Source organism: Arthrobacter sp. UCD-GKA (assembly GCF_001863355.1).
Classification (GTDB): Bacteria; Actinomycetota; Actinomycetes; order Actinomycetales; family Micrococcaceae; genus Paeniglutamicibacter.
Map to the genome: position 1 here is coordinate 26495 of NZ_MOLR01000003.1, position 23346 is coordinate 49840.

Annotated in this window: 20 protein-coding genes; 9 read left to right on the forward strand and 11 right to left on the reverse strand. The window is 67.4% G+C overall.

The window, feature by feature from the left end:
• The first annotated feature begins 29 nt into the window (after positions 1–29).
• The 3 genes from BLJ79_RS05170 (at position 30) to moeB (ending at position 2857) form a co-directional block, all read left to right on the forward strand.
• Positions 30–833 carry a thiazole synthase gene (locus tag BLJ79_RS05170; protein ID WP_071213638.1) on the forward strand — a complete coding sequence of 268 codons (804 nt, stop codon included), beginning with the start codon at positions 30–32 and terminating at the stop codon, positions 831–833.
• Between the two features lie 25 nt (positions 834–858).
• Entirely contained in the window at positions 859–1518 is a 660-nt protein-coding gene (locus BLJ79_RS05175; RefSeq protein ID WP_071213639.1) for a 4a-hydroxytetrahydrobiopterin dehydratase, read from the forward strand.
• A gap of 142 nt (positions 1519–1660) precedes the next feature.
• Complete coding sequence (moeB, locus tag BLJ79_RS05180) at positions 1661–2857, forward strand: molybdopterin-synthase adenylyltransferase MoeB (protein ID WP_071213640.1); 1197 nt, start codon at positions 1661–1663, stop codon at positions 2855–2857.
• Here moeB and BLJ79_RS05185 read toward each other — a convergent pair.
• Entirely contained in the window at positions 2854–3126 is a 273-nt protein-coding gene (locus tag BLJ79_RS05185) for a hypothetical protein (protein WP_071213641.1), read from the reverse strand. The two genes, moeB and BLJ79_RS05185, sit on opposite strands and share 4 nt — an antisense overlap.
• Before the next feature lie 107 nt (positions 3127–3233).
• Positions 3234–4277 (reverse strand): NAD(P)-dependent alcohol dehydrogenase, encoded by a 1044-nt coding sequence (locus BLJ79_RS05190; protein WP_071213642.1) that lies wholly within the window; start codon positions 4275–4277, stop codon positions 3234–3236.
• Between the two features lie 354 nt (positions 4278–4631).
• On the opposite strand from BLJ79_RS05190, the gene BLJ79_RS05195 reads away from it, so the two are divergent.
• A complete protein-coding gene (locus tag BLJ79_RS05195; protein WP_071213643.1) occupies positions 4632–5435 on the forward strand; it encodes an IclR family transcriptional regulator in 804 nt (267 codons plus the stop codon).
• Here the strand turns inward: BLJ79_RS05195 and BLJ79_RS05200 are convergent.
• Genes BLJ79_RS05200 through BLJ79_RS05220 form a run of 5 tightly spaced genes read right to left on the reverse strand, consistent with a single transcriptional unit; the run spans position 5432 to position 11088 of the window.
• Positions 5432–6418, reverse strand: a complete 987-nt coding sequence (locus tag BLJ79_RS05200; RefSeq protein WP_071213644.1) for a glycerate kinase family protein — start codon at positions 6416–6418, stop codon at positions 5432–5434. The genes BLJ79_RS05195 and BLJ79_RS05200 overlap by 4 nt on opposite strands.
• A complete protein-coding gene (locus BLJ79_RS05205) occupies positions 6415–7404 on the reverse strand; it encodes a 2-hydroxyacid dehydrogenase (protein ID WP_083411019.1) in 990 nt (329 codons plus the stop codon). The genes BLJ79_RS05200 and BLJ79_RS05205 overlap by 4 nt, the downstream gene beginning before the upstream one ends.
• Positions 7404–8366 carry a hydroxymethylglutaryl-CoA lyase-like TIM-barrel protein gene (locus BLJ79_RS05210; RefSeq protein WP_071213646.1) on the reverse strand — a complete coding sequence of 321 codons (963 nt, stop codon included), beginning with the start codon at positions 8364–8366 and terminating at the stop codon, positions 7404–7406. The genes BLJ79_RS05205 and BLJ79_RS05210 overlap by 1 nt, the downstream gene beginning before the upstream one ends.
• Positions 8363–9607, reverse strand: coding sequence for a CaiB/BaiF CoA transferase family protein (locus BLJ79_RS05215; protein ID WP_071213647.1), 1245 nt, complete (start codon positions 9605–9607; stop codon positions 8363–8365). The genes BLJ79_RS05210 and BLJ79_RS05215 overlap by 4 nt, the downstream gene beginning before the upstream one ends.
• Positions 9608–9642: 35 nt before the next feature.
• A complete protein-coding gene (locus BLJ79_RS05220) occupies positions 9643–11088 on the reverse strand; it encodes a GntP family permease (protein WP_071213648.1) in 1446 nt (481 codons plus the stop codon).
• 408 nt (positions 11089–11496) lie between these two features.
• On the opposite strand from BLJ79_RS05220, the gene panD reads away from it, so the two are divergent.
• Positions 11497–11919: an aspartate 1-decarboxylase gene (panD, locus tag BLJ79_RS05225; protein WP_071213649.1), complete on the forward strand. Its 423-nt coding sequence runs from the start codon at positions 11497–11499 to the stop codon at positions 11917–11919.
• Between the two features lie 46 nt (positions 11920–11965).
• A complete protein-coding gene (locus tag BLJ79_RS05230) occupies positions 11966–13654 on the forward strand; it encodes a long-chain-fatty-acid--CoA ligase (RefSeq protein ID WP_071213650.1) in 1689 nt (562 codons plus the stop codon).
• A gap of 73 nt (positions 13655–13727) precedes the next feature.
• On the opposite strand, the gene BLJ79_RS05235 is transcribed toward BLJ79_RS05230, so the two are convergent.
• Positions 13728–15629: a metallophosphoesterase family protein gene (locus tag BLJ79_RS05235; RefSeq protein WP_071213651.1), complete on the reverse strand. Its 1902-nt coding sequence runs from the start codon at positions 15627–15629 to the stop codon at positions 13728–13730.
• A gap of 258 nt (positions 15630–15887) precedes the next feature.
• On the opposite strand from BLJ79_RS05235, the gene BLJ79_RS05240 reads away from it, so the two are divergent.
• Positions 15888–17117: a nuclease-related domain-containing protein gene (locus BLJ79_RS05240; protein ID WP_139194735.1), complete on the forward strand. Its 1230-nt coding sequence runs from the start codon at positions 15888–15890 to the stop codon at positions 17115–17117.
• A gap of 57 nt (positions 17118–17174) precedes the next feature.
• Here BLJ79_RS05240 and BLJ79_RS05245 read toward each other — a convergent pair whose 3' ends face one another.
• A complete protein-coding gene (locus BLJ79_RS05245) occupies positions 17175–17702 on the reverse strand; it encodes a hypothetical protein (RefSeq protein WP_139194736.1) in 528 nt (175 codons plus the stop codon).
• 243 nt (positions 17703–17945) lie between these two features.
• Here BLJ79_RS05245 and BLJ79_RS05250 point away from each other — a divergent pair, with 243 nt between their 5' ends.
• Complete coding sequence (locus BLJ79_RS05250; RefSeq protein WP_071213654.1) at positions 17946–18356, forward strand: DUF302 domain-containing protein; 411 nt, start codon at positions 17946–17948, stop codon at positions 18354–18356.
• Positions 18357–18423: 67 nt separating this feature from the next.
• Here the strand turns inward: BLJ79_RS05250 and BLJ79_RS05255 are convergent, their stop codons facing one another.
• Both BLJ79_RS05255 and BLJ79_RS05260 read right to left on the reverse strand, forming a co-directional pair.
• The gene (locus BLJ79_RS05255; RefSeq protein WP_139194737.1) at positions 18424–19398 is read right to left on the reverse strand and encodes a matrixin family metalloprotease; all 975 of its coding nucleotides are present in this window, start codon (positions 19396–19398) and stop codon (positions 18424–18426) included.
• Positions 19399–19517: 119 nt separating this feature from the next.
• Complete coding sequence (locus BLJ79_RS05260) at positions 19518–22073, reverse strand: ATP-dependent Clp protease ATP-binding subunit (protein ID WP_071213655.1); 2556 nt, start codon at positions 22071–22073, stop codon at positions 19518–19520.
• Positions 22074–22243: 170 nt separating this feature from the next.
• On the opposite strand from BLJ79_RS05260, the gene BLJ79_RS05265 reads away from it, so the two are divergent.
• Complete coding sequence (locus tag BLJ79_RS05265) at positions 22244–23089, forward strand: PhzF family phenazine biosynthesis protein (RefSeq protein WP_071213656.1); 846 nt, start codon at positions 22244–22246, stop codon at positions 23087–23089.
• Positions 23090–23346: the final 257 nt, after the last annotated feature.

Here is a 23346-nt window from a genome sequence, read left to right on the forward strand (position 1 = left end):
CCCGACGTTTGAGAAGGAATCGAAGCACCATGACCCAAACACTCACGCAAACCGACCCGCTGGTCATCGACGGCATCCCCCTGGGCTCCCGGCTCATCATGGGCACCGGAGGGGCACCGAGCCTGGACGGGCTGGGTGCCGCACTCGTGGCCTCCGGCACCGAGCTGACCACCGTCGCCATGCGCCGCTACAGCGCACCGGCCGCCGGCTCCACCGGAGGAACCAACCTCTTTGACCTGCTGATTGAAAACAACATCCGCGTGCTGCCCAACACCGCCGGCTGCTTCACCGCCCGCGAGGCGCTGATGACCGCCGAGCTGGGGCGCGAAGCCCTGGAAACCGACTGGGTCAAGCTCGAGGTGATCGCCGACGAGCACACGCTGCTGCCCGACGCAGTGGAACTCGTCGAGGCCACCGAGGCCCTTGTGGCACGCGGCTTTAAGGTCTTCGCCTACACCAACGACGACCCGGTGCTCGCGCTGCGCCTCGAGCAGCTCGGGGCCGCGGCCGTGATGCCGCTGGGAGCCCCGATCGGCACCGGGCTGGGGATCCTGAACCCGCACAACATCGAATTGATCGTCTCGCGGGCCTCGGTGCCGGTCATCCTGGACGCCGGGATCGGCACGGCCTCCGATGCCGCACTGGCCATGGAGCTGGGGTGCGACGCGGTGCTGCTTGCCTCGGCGGTGACCCGCGCCCAGGACCCGGTAGCCATGGCACAGGCCTTTAGACATGCGGTCATTGGTGGAAGACTGGCGGCACAAGCAGGGCGCATCCCGAGGCGCACCCACGCCTTGGCATCCTCCGCCATGGAGGGACGCCCGGATCTGTAAGAACCGGAACTCGAAGGAGCACATCATGCCCGCAAAAGACGTTCTGACCACGGAACAAGTCCATGCCAACCTCACCGCGCTGCCGCAGTGGCGCTACGGCCAAGGCGCGCTGCGCACCGCGCTGAAGTGCGAGTCCTCGGCCTCGGCGCTGGCATTGTTCGCCACCATCGGGGCCCTGGCGCAGGAAGCCAACCACCACCCGGACATCGACTGGCGCTACAACACGTTGTTCATCACGCTGACCTCGCACGACGCCGGCAGCAAGGTGACCGCACGCGACGCTGCGCTGGCCCGGTCGATTTCCGCCGAGGCGACCAGCGCGGGGGCCGACGCGAAGCCCGAGCTCCTGCACACCGTGGAAATCGCCATCGACACCGACGACGTGGATGCCATTTCGGAGTCCTGGCGCCTGGCCCTGGGCTACAAGCGGCAGGAAGACGGCAGCATCACCGATCCCTTCGGGCGCGGGCCGGGCCTCTGGTTCCAGAAAACCACCACGCCCAACGCCAACCGCTTGCACCTGGACATCACCGTGCCCTTCAGCGAAAGCGCGTCGATCCTCGACGGACTGGAAGCCACCGGGGCGAGCCTCGAGACCGGGGCGGCACCCAGGTTCGTGGTGGCCACCGATGCCCAGGGAAACCGCTTCTGCATCTGCACGGAAGAGGGCCGCGAGGTCGAATGATGGCTGCATAGCCGTTTCGGGCCAAGCTGGATATCCATTGATGCTCGCCAAATTGGTCATTGGCAACGATGGTCGATACTTTTCCGTGCCCAAATGAAAAATCATTTCACATCGTTAACAATGTCGAGCAAGGTAGGTCCCATTGACACAAGCTCTTGTCAAAAACAGCATTCTTCCGTTGCCGCCGTTGGTGGAACCGGGACCGGCGCTTTCCAGCGAGGAGCTTGAACGCTACTCCCGCCACGCCCTCATGCCCCAGATCGGGCTGGAGGGACAGCGCCGGTTGCGCAACTCCAAGGTGCTGGTCATCGGTGCCGGCGGCTTGGGATCGCCCGCATTGCTGTATCTGGCGGCCGCCGGCGTGGGAACGCTGGGCATCATCGACGACGACACGGTGGAACTGAGCAACCTCCAGCGGCAGGTGATCCACGGGGTGGCCGATATCGGCCGCACCAAGCTGGACTCGGCCCGCGACTCGATTGCCGAGCTCAACCCGGGTGTGGAGGTGGTTCTGCATCCGGTGCGCCTGGATTCCACCAACGCCCTGGAGATCTTCGCCGGCTATGACATGATCCTGGACGGTGCGGACAACTTCGCCACGCGCTACCTTGTCAACGACGCCGCGGCGCTGATGGGCAAACCCTATGTGTGGGGTTCGATCCTGCGCTTCGACGGACAGGTGAGCGTCTTTTGGGCCAAGCACGGGCCGAACTACCGCGACCTTTACCCGGAGCCGCCGGCCGCGGGCACGGTTCCGTCTTGCGCCGAGGGCGGGGTCTTCGGGATGCTATGCGCCTCGATCGGGGCGATGATGGTCACCGAGGCCGTCAAGCTGATCACCGGGGTCGGTGAAACATTGCTGGGCAGGCTTCTGGTTTTTGACGCGCTTTCTTCGCGCTGGCGCGAGCTGGGCATCGCCAAGGACCCGGAGGCGGAGCCGATCACCGAACTGGTCGACTACGAGATGTTCTGCGGGCTCGGCGCAAGTGAAGAAGAAGCTGTCGCGGACGATGCCCTGGTCTCCGTTGACGGCCTGGCCGAACGGCTGGGCAGACGGGAAGCGGGGGAGGAGGACTTCGTGCTGCTCGATGTGCGCGAGCCGGTCGAGTTCGAGATTGCGCGCATCGAAGGAGCCGTGTTGGTTCCGCTGGCCGGCATCAAGGACGGGACCGCGCTGGAGCTGATTCCGCGCGGCGTACCGCTGGTGGTGCACTGCAAGTCAGGCGTGCGTTCGGGACAGGCGCTCAAAGCCCTGGTCGCGGCCGGCTACACCGATGTGGCCCACCTGGATGGCGGGATCGATGCCTGGCTGAGGGCGGAAAGCCGGGTGCGGACCTAGGTTGGTTCAACCTCGGATCGCAGCATCGTAATGTGGTCGGTGATAATGCGCTGTTCGCCCTGCGTCCACCGCCTGGCCTGCATATCAAGCACGGCGCGTGCCTGGAGCTCGTCCATGCTCAGCAGCTTGGCCACCGCGGTGCGGGCCTCGTCCTGGGTTTGGGCTATTTCGATGGCGGAGAACACTTCTTCGCGCCGCTCGAAGGCCTGCACCATGGCTTCAAGTATGTGCAGCTCGGCGCGGGTCTTGTCGTGCGGGTCCGGTTCCATGTCGCCATCATGCCATGGACGTGGCGCACCCACTGGCCCCCTGGTGCCGCGCTGCGGGTGGCACCAAGGGAGCGTGGGGAAGGTCGGCTATCCGCGCGCGGCGCGGTTTAGGCCAGGGTGGCCGTGTCGATCACGAAGCGGTAGTGCACATCCGAGGCGAGCACCCGCTCGTAGGCCTTGTTGATGTCCTGGGCCGCGATGACCTCCACCTCGGCGGCGATCCGGTGCTCGGCGCAGAAGTCCAGCATCTCCTGGGTCTCGCGAATGCCGCCGATCATGGAGCCGGCAAACGAACGCCGGCCGGTGATCAGCGAAAACACGTTGACCGGCAGCGGCTCGGCCGGGGCACCGACGTTGACCAGGGTGCCGTCGAGACTCAGCAGCTGCAGGAAGGCACTGATGTCGATGCCTGCGCTGACGGTGTTGATGATCAGGTCGAAGGATCCGGCGAGCACCTCGAAGGTTTCGGGGTTTTCCGTGGCGAAGTAGTTCTGGGCACCGAGCTTCACGCCGTCTTCCTGCTTCTTGAGCGTCCGCGACAGCACGGTGACCTCGGCTCCCATGGCGTGGGCGATCTTCACCGCCATGTGCCCGAGCCCGCCGAGCCCGATGACCGCGACCTTCTTGCCCGGGCCCGCGCCCCAGTGGCGCAACGGCGAGTAGGTGGTGATGCCGGCGCACAGCAGTGGAGCGGCGACGTCGAGCTCGAGGGCCGCGGGGATGTTCACCACGAAGTCCTCGTTCACCACCACGGCCGTGGCGTAGCCGCCCTGGGTGATGGTGCCGTCGACGTCCGTGGCACCATAGGTGCCGGTGTTGCCCAACAGGCAGTACTGCTCCTCGCCGGCGCGGCAGTGGACGCACTCGCGGCAGGAGTTGACCATGCAGCCAACACCCACACGGTCGCCCACGGCGTGCCGGGTGACCGCGGCTCCGACCTCGGTGACGATCCCGGCGATCTCGTGGCCCGGAACCAGCGGGTACTGCTGCGGGCCCCATTCCCCGCGCACGGTATGGATGTCCGAGTGGCAGATCCCGGAGTACTTGACACCGATCAGCACATCGTGCTCCCCGACCTCGCGGCGGTCGATGCGGGTGGGGACGAGGTCTTCCGTCGCGGACGGTGCGGCGTAGGCGTTGACTTGAAGCATGGTTCTCCGTAGTGCGATAGGAAGTTTTTCACTGCGGGACGGATCCGGTGCGGGCCCGTGCGTACCTGCCGCGTGACGGCGATGGCGGCACGGTCCCATGTGGGCACCGCGTGGTGCGTCGAAACGTCCCAGTCAATCAAACCACCACGGGGACGGCCGAGGGAGGCCCTGTTGGTACACCTATCGGCGGGGCATCCCCGGATGCTCCCGTGATGCTGTCGTCGGGGCCGTCCGGAACAACGGCGCGGGGGAATCCACGCGATGCCGGCCCGGTTGGCGGGGCAGGGAATGGGGTGGTGAGACCCGAGGCAAGGTGATTGGACGCGCCCGGTCCGATGGTCTAGCGTCAAATTCATGTCGAAGGCCGAAGCTCCAACGAAAAACCAGAACCCGCTGCTCGTGCTGGGCAAGATCAGCGCAATCCTTGATTCATTCTCGCTTCGCCAGCCGGTCCTGACTCTCTCGGACATCCGGGAAAGCACCGGAATGCCCACCTCCACGGTGCAACGCCTGGTGGCGAACCTGGTCGGCCAGGGATTCCTGGATCGGGACGGCGACGCCTTCCGCATCGGCATGAAGATGGCCTACTGGGCCGCCCCGGCCACGCGCGGCAAGGAAATCCTTGACGTGATCAACCCGCTGCTGGCGGACCTTCGGGACACCACGGGAGAAACTGCCTGCCTCTTCCGCGCCGAGCAGCAGTACCGGGTGTGCGTGGGAATGGCCGAAACCAGGCATGCGCTGCGCCGCGAAATGCACCTCGGGAAGCTGGCGCCGCTTCATGCCGGATCCGCCGGGCGAGTGCTCCTGGCCTGGAACCCCGACCTGCTGGGCACGGTGCTGGATGCCCCGCTGGAGCACTTCACCGACGCGACCATCACCAGCACCGAGGATCTTCGCGACGCGATTTCCCGCACGCGCGCGGACGGCTTTGCGATCACCACCGGGGAACGGGAAAGCGGCGCCTCGGGCCTCTCGGCTCCGGTGTTCGATGCGGCGGCGGGGCTCGTCGCTGCGGTGACCATCAGCGGCCCGACGATGCGCATGCCCCGCTCCGTGTGCGAGGGGTGGATCGAGCCGCTGCTGGAGACCGCCGAGCGCATGACCCGGCTCATTGGCGGACGGTTCCCCGGGGAAACCGTGGCCTCGCGCAGCTAGCTGGCCGGCTGCCGCAGCGCGGCCTGGACCTGGACACCGGCCCTGTCCATGTCCGCCGGAGCCGAGGCCACCATCAAGTCGGCAAAGAAGTCCCGGGCCGCACCCAGGTCCTCGCCGAGCGATCCCACCACGGCAAAGACCGGCACGCGGGGTGCACGCGCAGCCACGCGCTGCAGGATCACCGAGATGATCTTTCCGCCCATGGTCTGTCCGTCGAGCCGGCCCTCGCCGACCACCACGGCGGTGGCCCGGGCCAGGTGCCGGTCGAAATCCACCGCGTCGAGCACGAACTCCGCTCCGGAGACGAGCTTGGCACCGTAATGCGACCACATGCCGCCGGAAAAACCGCCCGCGGCTCCGGTTCCGGGTGTCCCGGACGGGTCGCGGGGGAAGGAGCTCACCTGCTGCCTCAGTCTTTCGGCCAGCAGCTCCACGGTGGCCGGGTCCGCGCCCTTTTGCGGGCCGAAGATCCGTGCCGCATCCAGGAATAGCGTGGTGACATCCGAGAGCACGGTGATTTCCGCGCCGCGCAGGCCCCCGGACTCCTCGATGGCGCGCACCGCGCCGGTCCCGCCGTCGGTCGTGGCCGATCCACCGGCCGCCACCAGGATCTGCCGGGCGCCGCGGGCCACGGCCTCGGCGATCAGCTGGCCGGTGCCGTAGGTGTCGGCGGCGAAGGGATCGCGGTCCCCGGAATGGGGGACATGCAGCCCGGAGGCCTGCGCCAGCTCGACCACGGCGGTGGAACCTGCCAGGCCGAGGGTTGCGGTGACCGGTTCTCCCCAGGGGTTGCGAACCCGAACCCGGACCGGCACCGCGCCGAGTGCCGCGCACAGCGCGTTGAAGGTTCCCTCGCCGCCGTCGGCGACCGGGAGTTCCAGCGCCGTCCCGCCGGCACGCCGCACGCCGGCGGCGATGTGCCCGGCGACCTCGGCCGCGCTGAAGGTCCCCTTGAAGCTGTCCGGGACGATGAGCACGCTCATGCGTAGACCTCCGGGTTCACCGGGTGCGCGGGGACTTGCCCGGTGGCCATGGCGATGGCGTTCAGAGCGCTCAGCCGCGCCATTTCGGCGCGCACCGGCACCGTCGCGCTGCCCACGTGCGGCAGCAGCACGGTGTTGGGCAGCTGTGCCAGCCCTTCTGCCAGCTGCGGCTCGTTCTCGAACACGTCCAGCCCGGCGCCGGTGATCTGCCCCGTGGACAGAGCATGCACCAGCGCCTCCTCATCGACGATGGGACCGCGGGCAGTGTTGATGAGGATGGCCGTCCTCTTCATCCGTTCCAGCACGTCCGCGTCCACCAGGTGGTGCGTGCCGGCGTTCAGCGGAACATGCAGGGACAGGTAGTCGCTGGAGGCCACCAGCTGGGACCAGGGAACCTGGCGCACCTTGCCGGCGAACTCGCCCAGCTCTTCCTGGCTGACAACCCGGTCCCCGGGTGGGCGCGGGGCAAAGAGGATTTCCATGCCGAATCCCAGTGCCCGCCTGGCCGTGGCCCGGGCGATGCGCCCGAACCCGGCAAGGCCCAGCGTCTTGCCGGAGACGTCGGAGCCGAGCATCAACTCCGGTTCCCAGCCGGTGAAGCGTCCCTCGCGGACGAGCCTGTCCGCCTCGACGACGCGCCGCGCGGTGCCCAGGACCAGCAGCATGGCGATGTCGGCGGTGGCGTCGGTGAGCACCCCGGGGGTGTTGGCCACCGCGATCCCGTGCTTGGTGGCCGCGGCAACGTCGATGTTGTTGTAGCCGACCGCGTAGTTGGAGATGCCCTTGAGCCGGGCCCGGGCCAACAGCGGCGCATCGATCCTGTCGCGCAGCTGGGTGAGCACCACGTCATAGTCCCCGCTCGCGCACAGCGCATCGAGTTCGGAGTAGGTGGGCGGTGCATCCAGGACGGTCAGTTCCCCGGCCGAGGCCAGCATTGACGGCGCGGGCTCCGGCAGGGGCGTGGTGAGCAGGATCCGTGCCCCCACTACAGCGCACCCTCGCAGGCTGGGGCCCGGTCCGAGACGATGACCCACTCGAAGGCCGCGGCATTGGACCGCGCCCCCTGGGCCGACTTTGAGCGGTTGGGCTCGCCGAGCTCCTCCAGCAGGTCCTCGGAGAGTTCCACCAGCCCGGCGAAGGCCTGTGGATCTAGCCATTCGGGCCGGGTGGCGAAGAGGATGTCCTCGCTGGAGGTGTTGCCGCTGGCGCCGGGGGCAAATGGGCAGCCGCCCAGCCCGCCCAGGGCCCCATCCACCCCACCGGCTCCGGCGCCGATGGCGGCAAGGGTGTTGGCAACGCCCAGGCCCCAGGTGTCGTGGCCGTGGTAGACGATGCGCCGTGCCGGGGTCTCGTCGCGGACCCGTGAGATCAGGCTTGCCACCTGCGCGGGGACCGCCTGGCCCAGGGTGTCGCAGATGACGATGTCGCAGGTTCCCTCCGCGCGCGGGTCGTTGGCGATGTCCAGGACCCGCTGCTCGGGCACCTGTCCGTCGAAGGGGCAGGTGAAGGACGTGGCGATGCACAGCTGGATGCGGCCGTCCACGGCCCGCGCGTACTCGATGGCCTGCGGCAGGGCGGCGAGGCTGGCCTCGGTGCTGCGTCCGATGTTCGCCTGGTTGTGGGCGTCGGAGGCCGAGAGGCAGTACTGGAAGTTGCGGATGCCGGCCGCCGCTGCCTTGGCGACGTGTCCGGGGGTGGCGACCCAGATCCAGCACTTCTCCAGTTCCTCGGCGGTCAGCGCCGCGGCGACCTCAAGGGTGTTGGCCATGGGCGGAACCAGGTCCGCCCGTGCCATGGAGCCCAGCTCGATTTCCGGCACGCCCAGGCGGATCATTTCGCGCACGGTTTCCACTTTGCGTTCTGTGGACAGCAACTTGCCGGTCAGCTGCAGGCCGTCGCGCAGGGTCACGTCGCGCAGCACGGCGCGGGGTTCAAGGGTGTGGTTCATGCCGGGGTCCTCTCGGGGTTTGATGCGTTGGCGATTTCGTCTGCGTCCATGCCCAGGAGGCCGCCGAGCACCTCCTGGGTGTGTTCGCCGAGGTCCGGGCCTAGGGTGCGGATCGGCAGCGAGGTGCCGCCGATGACCGGGACGATGCCGGGGAACCCGACGCCCTCGATGATCTCCTCGCCCGTGGAGACGTCGAAGGACTGGATCATGTTGCGGGCGGTGTATTGCGGTTCGTTGACGATGTCCGCGGCGGTGTAGATGGGACCTGCCGGGACTCCGGCGGCGTCGAGCATCCGAAGCGCCTCGGCCGAGGGCAGCATCGCGGTCCACACTCCGATGGCCGCGTCGAGTTCGATGCGCCGTTCCCAGCGTTCGGCGTTGGACTGCAGGGTCGGGTCGTTGCCCAGGTCGGGGCGCCCGATGGTTTCCATGTAGCGGCGGAAGATCGCATCCCCGTTGCCGGCCACCACGATGCTGGCGCCGTCCTTGCAGACGTAGGCGTTGGACGGGGCGATGCCCTCCATCCGGCCGCCCACCCGGGTGCGCTTGTCGCCGTAGGCCCCGAGGTCGGGGATGAGGGATTCCATCATGGAAAACATGGCTTCGTGCAGGGCCACGTCGATGACGCGTTCGCCCAGCGGCACCGTCACCGCAGTGCCGCGGCGGGTCTCGCGCTGGAAGAGGGACATGACTGAGCCGAAGGCCGCATAGAGTCCCGCGATCGAGTCGCCGATCGAGACTCCGACGCGCACCGGGGCGCGGTCGGGATCCCCCACCAGGTTGCGGAATCCGCTGAAGGCCTCGGCGACCGCGGCGAATCCGGGGCGTTCGGAGAGCGGGCCGGTCTGGCCGAAGGCGGAGATCCGGGTGATCACCAGGTCGGGGTTCGCTTCGTTGAGGACCTCGGGGCCCAGGCCCCACTTCTCCAGGGTGCCGGGGCGGAAGTTCTCCAGCAGGATGTCGCACTGCTTGACCAGTTCCAGGACCGCCGCGCGCCCGGCGTCGCTGCGCAAATCCAGCACCACGGACTTCTTGTTGCGGTTGATCGTGCGGTACAGCATGGACACGCTGCCCTTTTTCAGCCGCCAGTTGCGCAGCTCGTCTCCGGTTCCGGGGCGCTCGACCTTGATGACCTCGGCGCCGAAGTCGGCCAGCAGGCGGCCGGCGGTCGGGGCTGCAATGTAGTTGCCGAGTTCCAGGACCCGGACTCCGGCCAGGGGGGCAATATCTTTTTCAGGCAATGGGTGGACTTCCTTGGGTGTTCGAAGGGGGAGTGCTAGATGAAGATGGACAGGACCAGGACCACGAGCATGGCCACGACCGAGGCAACGGAGACCCCGAAGGTGACGGTCTTCAGTGCGCCCCTGACCGATTGGCCCAGCAGCGACTGCAGCAGCCAGAAGGTGTTCGAGGTGACGTGGACCATGAACAGCGAGCCGGCGCCGGCGGCCAGGGCGATGAGCACCGGGTCGATTCCCAGGACCGGTGCGATCGGTGCGAGCAGGCCAGCGGCAGTGATGGCGGAGAGGGTCACGGATCCCACGGCGATGTGCAGGATGGCGGCGATTCCCCAGACCACCAGCAGCGGGGCCACGGCGCTCGCCGAAAAGAAACCACCCAGGATGTCGCCGAGCCCCGCGGCTGCGACGGTGGCAGCCAGCGAACCGCCCACACCGGTGAGCAGCAGGATCTGGCCGCTTTCCTTGAAGCCCGAGGCAATGGCGTTCTCGACGCTCTTTTGGCCGACGGTGTAGCGGCCAACCAGGGTGGTGCCGATCAGGCCGATTAGCAGCGCGACCACCGGGTTGCCCATCAATTGCAGCGCGGCGATTTCCGCACCGAGGATCTCCACCAGTGCGCCGCCGGCAATGAGGGCCAGCGAGAGAAGCAGGGGGGTGAAGAGCAGGAGCAGGGGGGCTTCGCGTTGCGTGTCTTCGGCCACGGCCACGGTGCCCGGGGTCTGCCGCGGCTCCGTGGCTTCGGGCCCGGAGCCGGCAGTCGTGGACGAAATCCCGTAGGCGCCGGGACCGTGGGGCTCGCTTGGCTGGGCCTGCGGGAAGTCCTCTTCCTCGAAGATGTGTTGCTCATCGCGGTCCGCTTTCCAGAATCCGCGCTTGAACAGGAACGTCATGATGGCAATGGAAATAATGATCGTAGGCACGACGACAAGGAACCCGAAGATCAGCATTTTTCCCAGGGGGACGCCGAGCAGGCCGGCCAGGGCCAGCGAGGCAACACCGGGAACCATGAAGACAATGCCGCACTCCAGCGCGATGGCCATGGCCGCAGCCATGCGGGCCGTGCCGAGCTTGCCGATTTTCGGCGCCATGCGCCGGGCCAACGGCGCGGAGATGACCAGCAGCACATCAAGGAAGATCGACTGCAGCGCGGTGCCGATGGCCAGGGCCATCGTGTAGGGAAGGGCCTTGGGGCCGAATACGCGAAGAAGGTGCTCGACCAGGCGTCTGATGGCACCCGTCTCATTCAGGATCGAGCCCATCAGCACACCGAAGGCGATCAGCAATCCGACCTCGACCATGATCTCGCCGAAGCCGCCGGTGATGGTCTCGATGGTCTTGGTGATGCCCAGTCCGGTCGACAGGCCCAGGTACAGGGAACCGAGAACCAGGGCGATGACTGGATTGACCTTGAATCTAACGATCAGCAGCACGGTGGCCAGGACGGCCACCGCAGTGTTGATCAGAATCGCAGTTTCTGACATGAGTTGTTCCGATCGTGAAGGAGGGAGGAATTTGCCTTGATGGTGAGCTGCACCACTTCGCTCAACTCATAGTATGGGTTGATGCTCACTATGTAAACAATCGACGTTGAATTGATCGCAGGACCTGACAAGGCGGCGACCGTCCTTGGGGGACACGCCGCCGCTGGGACCGGTGCCTCCAGCTGTTCGCGGACCCGGGCCCGTGCGTTGGCGTGCGCCGCGGGCCGCCGGCGGCAGACCAGGCTTCCTGGCCGCACCGGCACCCCAAATGCGTCACAGACAACCGTGGGGGGTGCCGTCTAGAATGTCTTAGGCGCCGGAACACCCACTGCACCAAGCCGGCGTCCCGGGGCAGGCATCCAAGGATGAATGCCGGCCCTTGCACAACCCCCTCCAGGAGATCCCCCTATGCAGCGCACCATGTTCAAGTCCAAGATCCACCGCGCCACGGTTACCCATGCGGACCTGCACTACGTCGGATCCATCACCATCGACGCGGACCTGCTCGACGCTGCGGACATCCTGCCCGGGGAACTGGTCTCGATCGTCGATGTCACCAACGGCGCCCGGCTGGAGACCTACACGATCGCCGGGGAACGCGGCTCGGGCGTCATCGGCATCAACGGCGCCGCCGCCCACCTGGTCAATGTCGGCGACCTGGTCATCATCATCACCTACGCCTCCATGACCAACGCCGAGGCCCGCGCATTCAAGCCCTCCGTGGTGCACGTGGATGAAAGCAACGCCATCCGCGCGCTGGGAACCGACCCCGCCGAGGCGCTCGCCGACGGCCTCCACACCCCGCCGTTCGCCATCTTCGCCGACGCCTAAAGGGCCCGGGTAGTTCCCCTGCCGTGAAAAGCGGCATGATGGAACCATGGAGAACAGCGCCACGCACCCCTGGACCAAGAACTACCAGCCGGGCGTCCCGGCCGAGATCGAGCTGCCCACCGAATCGCTGAGCGCGATGTTCGAGCGCTCCGTCGCCGAGGCCGGCGACAGTCCCGCCACCGAGTTCTTCGGCCGGCGCACCAGCTACCGGGAGCTCGGCGAGCAGGTGGAACGCGCCGCCGAGGGCCTGCGCCTGCTCGGGGTCCGCGCCGGGGACCGGGTCGCGCTGATCCTGCCCAACTGCCCGCAGCACGTCATCGCGTTCTACGCGGTGCTGCGCCTGGGCGCGGTGGTCGTGGAGCACAACCCGCTGTACACCTCCCGCGAACTGCGCCACCAATTCGAGGACCACCAGGCCCGCATCGTCATCGCCTGGGACAAGGCCGCCGATTCCGTGCGCCAGTTCCCGCAGGACATGCGCATCGACACCGTCATCTCGGTCAACCTGCTCGAGGCGTTCCCCGCCGTGAAGCGCCTGGCCCTGAACCTGCCGCTGAAGAAACTGCGCGCATCCAAGGCCGCACTGACCGCGGCGGCACCGGGGACCATGCCCTGGAAGGACCTGCTCAAGGCCGAGCGGCTCGATGCCGCGCATCCGCGCCCGGGCGTGGAAGACCTGGCGGTTATCCAGTACACCTCCGGAACCACGGGCAACCCCAAGGGCGCCATGCTCACCCACTTCAACCTGTATGCCAACGCCCTGCAGGGCGAGGCGTGGATGGCCGGGGCCCAGGAACGCAAGGAAATCCTCTACGCGATCCTGCCGATGTTCCACGCCTTCGGCATGACCCTCTACCTGACCTTCGGCGTGAAGAAGCAGGGCCTGCTGGTGCTTTTCCCGAAGTTCGACCCGGACCTGGTCCTGGCCGCGATGAAGAAGTCCCCGGCCACCGTGTACTGCGCCGTGCCGCCGATCTATGAGCGCACCGCCATGGCCGCGAAGGAAAAGGGCGTTTCGCTGCGCTCGGCCAAGTACTGCATCTCCGGGGCCATGAACCTGCCCGGTTCCGTGGTCGAGCTGTGGGAATCGGTCTCCGGCGGCCTGCTGGTCGAGGGCTACGGCATGACCGAATCCTCCCCGGTGGCCCTGGGCAACCCGTTCCACCCGACCCGGCGCACCGGCACCATCGGGGTGCCGTTCCCCTCCACCGACATGAAGGTCGTGGACCTGGATGACCCGGCGCTCGAGGTGGCCCAGGGGGAACCGGGCGAGCTGCTGCTCAAGGGCCCGCAGGTGTTCTCCGGGTACTGGAACAACCCGGAGGAAACCGCCAAGTCGCTCACCGCCGACGGCTGGCTGCGCACCGGGGACGTGGTGACTGTCGATGCCGACGGGTTCGCCACGATCGTGGACCGCGCCAAGGAACTGATCATCACCGGCGGCTTCAACGTCTCGCCCACCGAGGTCGAATCCGTGCTGCGCGCCCACCCGGATGTGAAGGATGCCGCGGTGTTCGGCAAGCCGCTGGATCGCGGCGGGGAAATGGTGGTGGGTGCCGTGGAGCTGGAGCCCGGCACGGAGCTGGACGAGGAGGTGCTGCGGGATCACTGCCGCACCCAGCTGGCCGGCTACAAGGTGCCCAAGCGGATCGTGGTCATCGACCAGATGCCGCGCTCGATGCTCGGCAAGATCCTGCGCAAGCAGGTCCGGGAGCAGGTCAATCCGGGCCTGTAGGACCCTGCGCGAAAGCCCCGGGACGGATGCGGTCGATGCCGCATCCGTCCCGGGGCTTCGTTTGTTTGAAGGCCTACCTGGTCGCGGTGCCGTCGGCGCCGATGGAGATTTCCACGACGTCGTCGTAGACGCGGCGTTCGGTCTTCACCAGGTTGTAGTCCGCATCCAGCACCGGGAAGAGATAGACCGGGCTGAGCTTGATCTGGGCACCCGAGCCCTGCCGCGCGATGTCGATCTGCAGGTGCCCGTAGTGCAGGCCGCCGTCAACCAGCTGCGGGGTTCCACTCTCGTCGGTGGCCCAGGTCTCGGGCTGGTTGGCCGCGGCGGACCACTTCGAATGGGTGTTGAAGCGCAGCGGCTCGTAGACGCCCTCGGCGTTCTTCACCTGCAGCTCGCCGCGCAGCCCGTCGGAGGCGACGCCCACGTCGTAGGAGTGGAAGCCCCGTCCGTCGCCGTCCTCGTCGACCCAGGAGCGCTCGAACATCTCGTCGTGGCCGGAGAGCACGGCGGCCACCCCGTGCTTCTCGAAGAGCGGGGAGTACGCGCGCATGGCCGTGCCGGACTGGTTGTCGGCGTGTTCGTGGTTCGGCGGGGTGCCGTGTACGCCCGAGGAGTACGCAGCGTGGTGGAACTGGACGATGACGATCTGTCCCTGCTCGCGGGCCTCGGCCAGCTGCGCCTCGGCCCACTTCCACTGCGCTCCGCCGACGGTCATATTCGGCAGGTCCGAATCCTTGGCGGTGGTTCCGGCAAAGACCTCGGTGTACGCCTTGTCGTAGTCGGCGTCGGTGAACTCTCCCTGGGTGTCGGTGGAGAGGTTCTGGGCTGTGAGGTTGGAATCGTCGCCGGAGAAGGGTTCCCCGGAGAGCGTCCCGGTCCTGGTGTTCTCGTCCGGTTCGCCGTTGGTCGAATCCAGGGTCAGCACCGTCACCGGCCCGTGGTCGGTGCGGTAGTAGGAGCCCTTGGCCGCCGGGTTGGCGGGGTCCCCGTCGTTGTCGAAGTAGGAGAGGTACTTGTTCCGCGAGATCACCGCGGGGGACTGGTCCTCCGGCGTGCCGTAGCCGCCGTTGAYCCCCGCATAGGTCTCCCAGTTCCCCAGCGCCGTCACCAGCGGGACGTTGGAGGCCAGGTCGCCGTGCTCGCCGGCGAAGTAGCCGAAGAACTCGTCCCAGGCCGGCTGGTATCCGGCGCCCTGGACCAGGTCGCCGGAGATGAGCATCAAATCCGGGTCGGCGGCCTCGATGGCCGCCATGTTTTCGCGCATCGCGGTGTCCTGGCTGAGCGGGTAGCGCAGCGTGAAGTCGCCGTAGCGGGTGGTGGAACCGAACTTCTGGGCCCAGGCCGAACCGGCTCCGGGGCGCTGCTCGGGATCTTCCGTGTACCCGTTGGCCGGGTTCAGTTCCCATTCGCGGTGCTCGACGCGGCCCATCGGTTCGGTCTCGGAGTCGGAGAACGCGATCAGCCGCAGGTCCTCCCAGGAATCGGCATCCGGCGCGGTGGTGAACGTGGCTTCGTGGAGTTTTCCGCCCTGGTTGACCGTGTAGTTGTAGTCCTTGCCGGCCTTCAGGTCCTTGACCGTGAGCGTGTGCTTGTAGTTGCTGTTGGCCTTGAGCCAGGAGCCTTTCACCAATCCGGCGATGGACTGGTCAAGTTCCTTCTGCGTGTATTCCATCAAGGGCAGGTACTCGGGAACGGAAACTAACTTGAGCTGGTTTCCGGATCCGCGGCCCTTGCCGTTTCCGATGCCCGGACCGGTGACGGTCAGCGTGCCCGGATCGGCGGTTTCACTGATCCAGCTGATGGTCATGGCGTCCGCCTTGGGATTCTGCAGGTAGGGCAGGATGCGGAAACCTGGTTGGGCGTCACGGGCGCCGATCATGGTGCTCGCCGGGGCGGGAGCGGCGCCGGCCGGTGCGGCCAACACCGGACCGGCCAAAACGGCAAGGGCCAAGGCGGCGGACAGGGACTTCTTCATGGCGTGCCTCACGGTGCGGTGGTTGGATGGCGCGGCCGGGGGAGAGCGGTGCGCGCATTTATCTTCCACGACCCGGGCCAACCTCCGGTGGCGTCCAGGTGTACGGAAGGCGACCGGGCATTGACCCTCGCGAAGTGCGCGATGGTTGCCCGCGGCGTCGCATACCCCCTTGCGGCCCGACACGCGCGGACATAGGTTTGGAGGAGTCATGGCCATTTTCTTGGGGGAGAAGCTTTGGATCACTATGAGTTCTTGGGGGTGGGGCGCTCCGCATCGCCCAATCAGATCAACGCGGCCGCAAGGTTGGCGATCTGGCGCAATCGAAGCGATGCCCGACTGACCGAGCGGATCATGGGCGCCTGGTACATCGTGGGGGACCCGGACAGGCGCTTCGATTACGACTTCTGGTTGCTGACCGGGCCGTCGCCGGGCGAGTCGTACCCGCCGGTCGAACGAGGTGTCGCCGCGTCGGACGTTGCCGAACCCCCTGTGCCTCCCGCGGCACCTGTGGCTGCTCCGCCGCGCCGGGTGACGGGTCCGTTGCCGCCCGAACGGGTGGCTGGCATTCCGGACCGGCAACTGCGCGAGGCCGAACCCGAGCCGCCGGCAACGCCCGGGCCCACGGGCACCGGGCCGGTCCCGCCGGGCGACGCACCGGCCGCAACGGCGCCGCGATTCGACCCGGAACGGCTGTCCTGGTGGGAAGAATCCTTGGGAGGGGAGGAGAAGATCGGGCCGGGCCACAACCTGCTGCGCGTGCTGGTCGTCCTGGGGCTCGTGGCCGGGGTGCTGGGATCGATGCTCATCCTGGTTGCGGCACCGGCTCCCATCGCGCTGGTGCCCATTGGGCTGTGCGCGGCCGGCCTGGTGCTGGTCAGCCGTTTCTGGCCATATGCAGCGACGCGGCGGTCGGTGGACCAACGCGTGTTTGGCGTGGGTGGCGGGGCGCTGTCCAACGGCCGGAGCCGGTTCAGGAAGGAAAACATCGCCAAGGGCGTGATTGGGGAGCGCCGCACCGCGCTGGCCCTTGAATCGCTGTTGCGCATCCCGGGAACCCGGATCTTCCACGGGCTCCGCTTTCCGGGCAGCAGCGTCGCCGACATCGACCATGCGGTGGTCAACGGGGACCGGGTGCTCTTCATCGATTCAAAGTTCTGGAAGCCGGGGGAGTACCGGTGGCTGGATGCCGACAAGCTTGGATACGTCCGTGGACGGCGCGTCGACCGGCGGGATATCCACATGGACCATGTGCAGCGCCATCCGCTGACGTCCAGCGCCGCGACAGAGGTCGGTTGCCACGTGCTGATCCACCCCAACGACGAGGGCGCGATAACGTTCACCGCCGGGGCACACATTTCCCCGACGGGAATACCGGCAACCGGAATCCAGGACGGGATCGAGATGATCGGACGCTGGCTGATGCAGGGACAAAAATGCGGGTTGGTCGACCGCTACGTGATGGCCCGGATGATCGCGCTGCTGAAGTAGTGGTTAAAGCGGTCAGGGGTGGATGCCGCAGTGCGGCATCCACCCCTGACCTGGCGGTTATTCGGCCGCAGAGTGCGTCAGGACCTGGACCTGGTCGGCAAAGGTGACGGACAGTTCCGACTCCCCGCCGGTGACGGTGGTGTCCTGGCTGCCCTCCACGTACGCCCACGGTCCGGAGGGGCACGAGCCCAGCTTCGGACCGTCGGACTCGGTCACGGAACTCGAGCCGTCCGCCAAACCGGTGAGCAGGAATCCGGTGACCTTGTCCTGCGGGTTGGTGCGGGCCTCGTAAAGCAACTCTCCGGTGGTGCCGGCCAGGACGACATGTTCGCGGTCCTGGAATTTCCCGTTCTTCGAGTTGAAGCACGACCACGTCGTGGTCGACGTGGTTTTCGCGTTCAGGGCGAATGACACGCCCTCGTGGTTGGCCTGCAGGTCGTGGTCGTTCCAGCCGAACGCGTCCTGCACGTCGCCCTTGCCGACGAATCCGACGCCGGTGGAAGGATCCACCGTCCAGACGGCCGATGCCGGGGCGGCGACAAACAAGGCCGCTGCTGCGAATCCGGACATGGCAAATAGAGCCATGGATTTCTTCATGGTATCCCCCAAGATTAAGTTATTTCCCCAATGATGCGGCCAAAATGGTCGCTGACGTGGACATTAGCAGATGGGTATGCGCCATGTAAATGGCACGGGCAATCCGCGGGGAAATCGCCCGGTTTGGAGGGCCTTGCCGGTGCAGACAGTGGTCCGGATCGCGGCTAGGCTGGGCCTCAAATACCGGAAATCCGGAGCACGGCACGCCGCACGAGTAGCAGGAGAACGGCCATGGCCTACACGCACAGCATCACCGTTTCGCTGGAGTGGGAGGAAGCAGTGGCCCGCACCAAGGAGGCCTTGGGACGACAGGGCTTCGGGGTGCTCACGGAGATTGACATGAGAGCCGTCCTGGCAACGGAGATCAGTCCGGAATCGGCCAACCGAATCGGCGACTACCTGATACTGGGTGCCTTCAACCCCCACCTGGCCAATCGCGGGCTGCTCACCGAACCCGAAATCGGGGTGTTGCTGCCGTGCAACGTGGTGGTTCGCCGGGCCGCGGACGCCACCGAAACAACGATAGAAACCATCGATGCGCAGGTCTTGGCGCGAGTCAGTGGAAACCCGGCAATACGGGAGGTCGCCTCCGACGCAGACACGCGGTTGAAGGCGGCGCTGGACCAGTTGCGCGACGCCTGAAAGCCCGCGACGGTGCCGATTGCGGCGGACCATTGAACGACGTCACGACAGCCGCCGCACCGAACATCTAGAGTTGCGGCACACAGGCCCCGGTGCCCAGAAGGGCAAGTCCCGCCCGGTCTCCATCGGCCAACGCCGTGGTTCCCACGTTGTCATCATGCATCAATTGGCCGGGGTCATCGATGTGGCCCAGCCCCACCACGTGCCCGAGCTCGTGGATGATGACCGCACGAAGAAGCGCGGGGCCCTGACGGTGCGCCAGCAACGGAGCCAGCGCGGGTGCATCGAGTTTCACCTGGCCGGCAACGTAGACATAGGGTTGCCCGGGGACGTGGGCGTAGGCGCTGCCTCCCAGTCCCGCCACGTCTCCGGCCAGGTCGGGGGTTTCCTCCGGGGTCGACCAGGCGATCAGGACTGGTGCCCAGCGCTTGCCGTAGCGCTCGGGCTGGTACTTTTTGCGTTGCTCGGTGGGGGCCTCGGTGGTGGAACCGTCGTAGATGAACCGCAACCCCGTGGCGGCGGAAATCTCGGCGACAGCCTGGTGGATGAGCGTCTCGCCGCCGACGGGGGAGCCTTCCGTGCGAATGACGTAGCGGACGGGCCGGCAGGGATCGTATGCGACGAAGTCCTGGCCGGGATCAGGGGAATCCTGCAGCCGGAACGACCCGGAGCCCGTGGCGGCCGGCGGTGTGCCCAACGGCTCGGTGGCCGCATCGACGCCGCGCGGGGGGACGTTGGAGCCGGGAACCGACGGTGCGAGTGCCGGCATGATGTGGCGCTCGAGGAGCACGGGGCTGTAGTAGAGCCCCACGAGCAGTGCGATGACCACGCCAAGGTTCCAGCTGCGCCGTGGACGTCGCAGGCGAGGACGCCTGAACGAGCTGCGGGCGGGTCTTTTCAGCGGAACGACGCTGGCATAGGGTTCCTGGCCGGCCGCCTCGTCAAGTGCCCATTGCGGAACCCGCCCGCTGGGCGAGCGCAGCGGCTGCCCGGCCCGGCTCCCGAATCCTGGTTCCTGTTTCCACGGTTTCTGCTGCGGCATTTTCCCCCCAAGGTTGGCGCCCGTGCGGGGCTCCCCAGCCCCTGCAACACCAAGCATAGGCGGAAGACGCAAACGGGGTGGGTGGGACCCATGGTCCCACCCACCCCGTTCCCCGAGGGCTACGCCGCGAGCGCTGCTTCCTGCCGTGCCGAAACCCGTAGGCCCGACCCGTCGGCGGTGACCGCAACGGTCCCGCCTTCGGCCAGCTCGTCGCTGACCAGCAGGTCCGCGATCCTGTCGTCAAGCTCGCGGGCGATCACCCGGCGCAGCGGCCTGGCGCCGAGCTCCGGCTCGTGGCCGGCCTCGGCGATCCAGCCGACTGCAGCCTCGTCGACTTCCAACCCGATGCCGTGTGCGGCGAGCCGGGCCTCGGTGCGGCGCAGCTGCAGCCGCACGATTTCCCGCAGCTGCTCGGCCTCCAGCTTGCGGAAGAGCACCGTCTCGTCGATCCGGTTCAGGAACTCCGGGCGCATGGTCTCGCGCAGCCGGCCCATCACCTTGGCACGCAGCTCGCGCTCGGACCCGGCCCCGGAATCGGAACCGAAGCCCAGCGGGGCGCCGCGGCTGGCCAGGAACTCCGAACCCAGGTTGGAGGTCATGACTATGACCGTGTTGCGGAAGTCCACGGTGCGGCCCTGCCCGTCGGTGAGCCGGCCGTCGTCGAGCACCTGCAGCAGCAGGTTGAACACGTCCGGGTGTGCCTTCTCCACCTCGTCCAGCAGCACCACCGAGTAGGGACGCCGGCGCACGCGCTCGGTCAGCTGCCCGGCCTCGTCGTAGCCGACGTACCCCGGAGGGGCGCCGACCAGGCGGGAGACCGTGTGGCGCTCGCCGAACTCGCTCATGTCGAACCTGACCATCGCCGACTCGTCGCCGAAGAGCGAGGCCGCCAGTGCCTTGGCCAGCTCGGTCTTGCCCACGCCGGTGGGGCCCAGGAACAGGAAGCTGCCCACCGGCTTGCCCTCGTCGCCCAGCCCGGTGCGGGAACGCCGCACCGCCTTGGCGACGGCCGCCACGGCATCATCCTGCCCGACGACCCGCTCGTGCAGCTCCTCCTCGAGCCGGGCCAGGCGTCCCTTCTCGTCCTCGGTGAGCCGTGCGGCGGGGATGCCTGTGGCGCGGGCGATGACCTCGGCGATCTGCGCCTCGTCGACCACCGCCGACGGGGCCTCCGCGGTGCCCTCCTGCGCCTCGGCCAGGCGGGTGCCCAGTTCCTCGGCCTCGTCGCGCAGCTTCGAGGCGTCCTCGTAGCGTTCCTCGGCGACCGCGCGGTCCTTGGCGGCGCCGAGTTCGGCGATCCGCGATGCCAGCGCCTCGGTGTCCACGCCGGCGGGGCGCTTCAGGCCCAGCCGGGCACCGGCCGTGTCGATCAGGTCGATGGCCTTGTCCGGCAGGAACCTGTCGGTCACGTAGCGGGCCGACATTTCCACCGCGGCGCGGATCGCCGCGTCGGTGTAGGTCACCTGGTGGTGTTGCGCGTAGCGGTCCTTGAGCCCGTGCAGGATCGCGACGGCGTCCTCGATCGAGGGCTCGCCGACGGTCACCGGCTGGAAGCGGCGCTCGAGGGCAGGGTCCTTCTCGACCTTGCGGTATTCGGCCAGCGTGGTGGCGCCGATCAGGTGCAGCTCGCCGCGGGCCAGCCGCGGCTTGAGGATGTTCCCGGCGTCCATGGAGCCCTCGCCGCCGCCACCTCCGGCGCCGACCACGGTGTGCAGTTCGTCGATGAAGACGATCACCTCGCCCTCCTGCGCCGCAATTTCGTCCAGGGTCTGGGTCAGGCGTTCCTCGAAGTCGCCGCGGTAGCGGGTGCCCGCGACCATGGCCGGAAGGTCGAGGGAGACCACGCGCTTGCCGGCCAGCTGGTCCGGGACCTCGCCGGCGACGATGGCGCGAGCCAGGCCCTCGACGACGGCGGTCTTGCCGACGCCGGCCTCGCCGATCAGCACCGGGTTGTTCTTGGTGCGGCGGGCCAGGATCTCAATGGCCTGCTCGATCTCCTTTTCGCGGCCAATCACCGGGTCCAGCCCGTCCTCGGCCGCCCGGGCGGTCAGGTCCATGCCGAACTTCTCCAGCATCGGGGTCTGGCCCTTGGCGGGAGCACCGGCCTCGGAGGGCTTGCCCGGTGTCGTGCCGGAGGGCTGCTGCTCGGTGCCCTCGGCAGCTGCCTGCAAGGACTGCGGGGTGACCCCGGCGGCGCCCAGCACCTGGCCGGCGGGGGACTCGGTGTTCAGCACGAAGGCCAGGAAGAGGTGTTCGGGATCGATGTAGGTGGAGCCGAAGGCGCGGGCCACCTGGTAGGCATCCAGCAGCGCACGCTGGGCGGATGGGGTCAGCGCGGGAGTGGAATCGGAGCGCTGCGGCCCGGATTCGGGCAGGCGCTGTTCGGCGTCTCGGGCAATCGCCGCAGCGTCCGCGCCCGAGCGGCGCAGGGCCTCACCAACGGGCTCGGTCTCGAGCATCACGCGCAGCAGGTGAAGCGCGTCGATGTCGCTGTGGCCGTGTTCGACGGCGAATTGCGCGGCACGGGTCAGCACCTCGTGCGTGTGGCGGCTGAGCAGCCGGGTGATGTCGACGGGGCGCCCGAAGCGGCTGGTGCGCTGGCCTTGCAGGTAGCGCGCCAGGAAGTCCTCGAAAGAGCCGTTTCCGGCGTCGGCCGGGCCAAAGAATGCTGGCATGTTTCCTCCTATGGATACTTGAGTGCCATTGACTCAAGTTAACGCGGATGCAAACAGGATATTCCCGGCTACCCTCCCCGGAGGGTTATGTTCGCCGAGGGCGAGATGTGCACCGGGGGCTCGCTGGACGCTTGCGATTTACAGCCTTGCCTTGGCGATAGGCTCAGAATATGAACTTCGCATTCCGTCAGGTTGATGTGTTCGGTGGGGACCCGTGTCTCGGTAACCCGGTTGCCGTGCTCCTGGACGAGGAGGGGCTCGACGATGAGATGCTACGCAGGTTCTCGGTTTGGTCGAATCTGTCGGAATGCACGTTCGTGTTGCCGCCCACGGTCCCCGGAGCGGACTATCGTGTGCGCATTTTTAGCCTGAATACCGAGTTGCCCTTTGCGGGGCATCCGACGCTTGGAACGGCGCGGGCCTGGCTGGATGCAGGCGGGATCCCGGCGACTCCGGATGTTGTTGTGCAGGAGTGCGGTGCAGGCCTGGTGCCCGTGCGCATCGATGGAGATCGGCTCGCTTTCGCCGCGCCGGAACGGCTGCGCTCCGGACCCGTTGCTCCAGGCATGCTCGCTGATTTGATCGGGATCCTCGGGATCGAACCCGAGCAGGTTGTGGATGCCGAGTGGCTCGACAACGGGCCTGGCTGGGTGGGGCTACTGCTCGATAGTGCACGCACCGTGCTCGATCTGCGCCCCGACGCGTCCGGGTATCCGGGCAGGTGGGACATCGGTGTGATCGGCCCCCACCGACCGGACTCGGAAGCGGTGTTCGAGGTGCGTGCGTTCTTCACCGAGGGGGAGGAACCGCTGCGCGAGGACCCGGTGACTGGAAGCCTCAACGCCTCGGTGGCCGAATGGCTCATCGCCACCGAGCGCGCCACCGCACCGTATCTTGCCGCGCAGGGAACGGCGATGGGGCGACAGGGGCGAATTTACATCAGTGGAGAGAATGGCAAGCTGTGGGTCGGGGGACGGGCCAAGGTCGTCCTGTCCGGGTCCGCGGACCTCGAGTAGGTCGCCACCGCTCCCCACGTGCGTCTAGGGCAGAGGGAATTCTTCGGCGGCTAGTGCGAGGTGGGTTGAGGCCCAGCACCGAACGACGGGGCGGGCTTCGCTGCGGACCCTTGGCAACAGACCGGCTGGAGGAGGGTGTTTTGGGGAAGGCCATGCTCCGCCCGTATGGGGGAGTGTTGCACGTCACGGAAGGTTCGGGAATCGCGGGGGCCGCCACGCGGTTGGCTCTCATTGACGTATCAAGCACAGCCCCCGAA